6 protein-coding genes and 1 pseudogene are annotated in these 4,366 nt (G+C 67.5%); 5 read left to right on the top strand and 2 right to left on the bottom strand.

From position 1 onward, the window contains the following. Positions 1-450: 450 nt before the first annotated feature. A pseudogene (locus MKK53_RS25725) lies at positions 451-584 on the bottom strand (Y-family DNA polymerase); the annotation flags it as partial. A gap of 142 nt (positions 585-726) precedes the next feature. On the opposite strand from MKK53_RS25725, the gene MKK53_RS12355 reads away from it, so the two are divergent. Then, positions 727-1,050 carry a hypothetical protein gene (locus tag MKK53_RS12355; protein WP_243929003.1) on the top strand — a complete coding sequence of 108 codons (324 nt, stop codon included), beginning with the start codon at positions 727-729 and terminating at the stop codon, positions 1,048-1,050. Positions 1,051-1,396: 346 nt separating this feature from the next. Here the strand turns inward: MKK53_RS12355 and MKK53_RS12350 are convergent, their stop codons facing one another. Next, a complete protein-coding gene (locus tag MKK53_RS12350; protein ID WP_243929002.1) occupies positions 1,397-1,834 on the bottom strand; it encodes a hypothetical protein in 438 nt (145 codons plus the stop codon). 640 nt (positions 1,835-2,474) lie between these two features. Here MKK53_RS12350 and MKK53_RS12345 point away from each other — a divergent pair. The 4 genes from MKK53_RS12345 to MKK53_RS25575 form a co-directional block, all read left to right on the top strand. Beyond that, positions 2,475-2,999 (top strand): PilZ domain-containing protein, encoded by a 525-nt coding sequence (locus MKK53_RS12345; RefSeq protein WP_243929001.1) that lies wholly within the window; start codon positions 2,475-2,477, stop codon positions 2,997-2,999. Positions 3,000-3,254: 255 nt separating this feature from the next. Continuing rightward, on the top strand, positions 3,255-3,569 hold the full coding sequence (locus tag MKK53_RS12340) for a cupin domain-containing protein (protein WP_243929000.1): 315 nt from the start codon (positions 3,255-3,257) through the stop codon (positions 3,567-3,569). A gap of 104 nt (positions 3,570-3,673) precedes the next feature. Continuing rightward, on the top strand, positions 3,674-3,937 hold the full coding sequence (locus MKK53_RS12335) for a hypothetical protein (protein ID WP_243928999.1): 264 nt from the start codon (positions 3,674-3,676) through the stop codon (positions 3,935-3,937). Positions 3,938-4,215: 278 nt separating this feature from the next. Continuing rightward, a partial coding sequence (locus tag MKK53_RS25575; protein WP_313901545.1) for a motility-associated protein occupies positions 4,216-4,366 on the top strand: 151 nt, incomplete at its 3' end.

Genomic DNA, 4,366 nt, shown 5'->3' with positions numbered 1-4,366 from the left:
CGAGGTGCGGATGGCTCGTTTCGAGATGGCCCGATCCGACATGCTCATGTCGCACGCGGAGGCGGCGATTGATCGCTCCCGTGATCGCATGAAGCAGGCGGACAGGTTCGCTCACCGCGCCGGCTATTCGTTCGGCTATCCGCGCCACTGATACCCCGGCCCGGACGCTCGCGTGGCCTCAGGAGTGGCAAACTTCGCCACTCCTCCTCCAACCCCAGCCGGGCCTCACGAACGCAACTCACCACAAAGCGCAATCTTGGCGTGGGACAAAACGTGGGTAGGCTCATCGCTGCGAAGGCTATCACTATGACGACAAAAGGTAATGTTTCCGATCCAGGCGGACACCCCTTCCGCCAGCGCGCCCTGTCCTCGTTCGCGCATTGGGCGCGTCCGAGCTGTCCCCCCCCACCACTTGCCCCCCGGCGATCGACGCTTGGGTCTCAGCGCAGAGATGGTCTCGCCGACGCTGGTCAGCCCCCTGCGCACCGGCCGTGGATCGGGGCCGCGCAGGTCGGCGACGCTCTCGATGCCCATCGCCGCGAGCTTGGCGAGGGCGAGGCGCGGCCGACACCTGAGAGTTCGCCCGCCGGCCCCCGGGCACAGCCCAGGGTCGGAGGGGGCGAGCGGGGCGGAGGACTACGCTCGGCCTTTCGTCGCACGGGACGGGCTCGCCCGAACCGCGGCCGATGTGAGCGGTTGCCGCGGACCACGATGGAGGAGCTTGCGATGTCGAACCCAGCCAAGGGTCAATCCGGTGACGGGCAGCAGCACGAGACGGTGAGCGCACAGGCGCAGAAGACGGCCGAGGTCCAGGAGGCCGGAAGCGCGAAGGCCGGCGCCGGTCACCCCGAGGTTCTCGAAGGCGGAAAGGCCGAGGCGCCGACGGAGGGCAAGGGGCAGCCCAAGGCGGCGGCGTCGAACGCACCGGACGGTGCCACGAGCGACGCGGCGACAAGCTCCGCGACCGTCGGGAAGGCGGAGAAGGAAGCCGCCGCCGCAGCCGGTGCCGGCAAGGAGCAGCACGGGCGCGGACACCGCAAGGCGGAGTAGCCGCATCCACTACCGCGCCCGGCCGCCCGGCCCCACCCCGATCTGCTCACGGGGTGGGGGAGCGTCCGATCTCACCAGCGGGGCCGATACGCGACGCGGCCTGATGAGGGCATGGCAGCAGGCGGTTAGCGCGCCGTCTCAAGGGCGATTCGTCGGCAGTCCCGCGCCGGGACCCGGACAGGCGCAAACCCGCCACGGCAGAGCCGGGCGGGCGCCGGGCTCCTTTGGAAGCAGGCGATTTCCCCGGTCCGGCACGTCGCCGGCCCGCCTCCCGGAACGCAGCTCCGACACGCTAAAAGAGCACTGCGGCCGGATGCCGGGAGGATCGCCGCATCGCGCGGCCCCCTCAGAGCCGACGAACACCGATCTCCCGATCGCCGCGCCAGATGACCTGCACGCCGAACATCTCGTCCGTCGAGGGGACGCGCAGGATGAACTGATCGGGTACGCCGATCAGGCTCGCCAGCTCCAGCAAGGCGCCATTCGCGGAGCGATTTCTCAATCGGCAATCGAGAATGCCGCCGCTCGGCAGCAGGATCTTGCCCGCCTGCAACACCTTTCTGAAGCGGGTTTCGAAGCGCCGATCCTCGGGCGGTCCATCCGGCGCGTCCGCGTGTCGATGGCTGGGCCTCGCGTCGCCGTCTTCGCTCTGCCTGAACTCACCCTCGCTGCGGCCGATGAGGATACGGGCGAGGTCATGAAAATCGAGGTTGTCAGCAGCCAGCGCACGACCGATCGCCCTGGCGGCACCGGCGACTTCCCCATCCTGATCGCTCGCCAGCATGGGCAGCAATTTCGCGAGTTTACGGGTCGATGCCAACGAAAGCACTTTGGCTCCCTGCAGTTCTTTTGCTTGAAGGCACCTCTAAATCAGAGCCGTTCTACGGAGCTTAAAGAGCCGAATCTGCGCTGTTTGTCGGTTAACGCGCTATATCTGAGGTTGCATTAGTCACGATCCGTAAACCAATCGTCCTGCCCGTGGCGACTTCCCCCGCGCAGGCGCTCCGCCCCATCATCCTCGGGTCGGACGGTGCTGCCGGCAGCCTCGATAGGATTATTGTTCTAAGGAGGCGTTTGGGCAAGTGAATGCAAAATGCGAGATGGAATTGGATATAGACATCGATGGTAGTAGCGACTGCGGCTTTGGGTCACATAATTAGTGGACAAGGACCAGTTAAACCACCATCTCTACTGGTACGGTCAGCGATACATACTTGATTAGGAATTTGGAGCTACAGAAACCCGCAAGCTGTAGACCGAAGTGTCGGCTTGATCGACTATCCTCGCGTGTCAGCGGGGTTCGACGTCAAGACCTTGGAAAGGGGCAGGCGGCGATGGGGTCAAGTACACCGGGCGATCTCAATCAGGTTCGGACTTCGGGCAAACAGAGTGTCCACTCCGATCCCGTCATCCGTGGTCGGGCGATGCTCGCCGGCGGGACCGAGTTCCCGTGCCGCGTGCAGAAGATCAGCCTGCAAGCGGTCGAGATCGTCGCCGGGGCCCGGGTCGAGGTGGGGCAGGTCGTCGTGTGCTCCCTCGACTACATCGGTATCCTGCCCGGCAGGATCTCGAGCCTGACCTCCCAGGGCTTCATCCTCGATCTGAAGATCCCCGAAGATCGTCGCGGCCGCGTCGCCACCCGGCTCGAATGGCACGCGAAGCGGTGCCTGCAGCACGCCGAGTTGCGCGGGGCGCCCCGCATCGTGCCGCAACACCGTGCGGTCGAAGTTCGGCTCGGCGAGAACATCGTGCTGCCGGGCACGATCCACAACATCTCCCTGTCCGGGGCCGCGATCGACCTGAGCACCGATGCGCTGCCCTTCGTCGGCACGCGCGTGCGGGTCGGCGCGCGCTACGCCACCGTGGTGCGGCTGATCCCGCGGGGCATCGCGGTCCAGTTCATGGAGCCGTTCGCGGCCAACGCCTTCGCCAGCCACGTGCGGCCCTGATCGACCGCGATCATCGGCCGCTCGAAGGGTCCAGGCGGCATCAGCGCCGCCCCCCCGTGTGCGTCGGGGCGCACCCCTACCGGCCGGCTCCGGCACCACGGCGGTGGCGCATGGGGCGGCCTCCCCAGTATGATCTATCGGTCCGGCCACCGGGTCCCGCGAAGCGTCGTCGGGTCCATGCGGCGGGCGAACGCCTTCATGGGACGCGGCGGGAGCGGTTTCTCGCCGGCTGGCCTCACGGCGGGAGAGAGCACGATGATCGAGAGCGGGTTCGATTTCGCCGCGGAGTTCGGCCGCCTGGCAAAGACCGAGCAGCGTGAGAGCACGACCGTCCTCGGGGGTGTCGCCGTGCGGCTGGTTCGGGTTGCCGGCGGGGGCGAGGGTCGCTGGGATCGCCATGCGGAGACGGCCGAGACCGCCATCGTCTGGAGCGGCGATTTCCAGGTCGAATTCCGAGACCGGACGCTGAACCTCGCCCCGGGGCAATGCTGTGTCGTCCCCGTCGGCGCTGAGCACCGCGGAACGTCGAAGGGCGGCGCCGAGGTCATCCTGTTTACAGCAGCCTCTTAGGCAGGCTGTAGTCCGGGACGCCCTGGTTCCGGCCCCGTGCCGTTCGGTGCTGAACCGGAGCGGCGGGCGAGATGCAGGATGGTCCGGAACCGGCGAGGCGTGCGGTGAGTGCGGATAAGGACTGGGCGGATCGGCGCTTGGAGTTCGGCCGCCGGATGCGGGTCCGGCGCATCGCCGGCTCCCTCCAGATTGCGACGGGCGTGCTCGCCGTCATCCTCCTGTTGGTGGCCTTCGGCGCCCTCGGCGGCGACCGGGTGGACAACCTGACGCTCGTGGCGATGTTCGGCCTGCTGCTGTGGTTCGCGGCCAGTGGCCCCGCGGAATGGCTCGCCGAACGGATCGAGGCGTGGCTCTCGAGCCCCCTGTAGGTGCCGCGAGGGTGACGAGCCGTCACGCCTGACACGCTCCCCCGGCGCCCATCGCCGGCCAAGCGGTGCCGCCGGCCCGACACCAGGGCGAACGCGGCCGTGGGGCGGGTTCGGGCGGAGCTCGGCCGGTCCGCGTCCGGGCATCGACGCCTCACAGCGGACGCCGCCGCCGCGCTCCGGCCAGGGCTCGAAACTCGCTGTTAACTGTAATCAGTGATTGCAAGATCATTGGTAGCTTCGCGCAGGCTGTACCTGCCGCGGCCCAAGGATGGTAAATCATGCGGCTGATCGTCGGCACACTGATCGTCTTCGGCTGCGTCTTCGGCAGCTACGCGCAGATGGGCGGCCACCTGCAAGTCCTCTGGCAGCCCTTCGAGTTCGTCATCATCCTCGGTGCCGCGATCGGGGCCTTCATCATCGGCAACGTCG

It is taken from the genome of Methylobacterium sp. J-076 (assembly GCF_022829405.1).
Lineage (GTDB): Bacteria > Pseudomonadota > Alphaproteobacteria > Rhizobiales > Beijerinckiaceae > Methylobacterium.
This window is presented reverse-complemented; position numbering and strand designations above follow the sequence as displayed.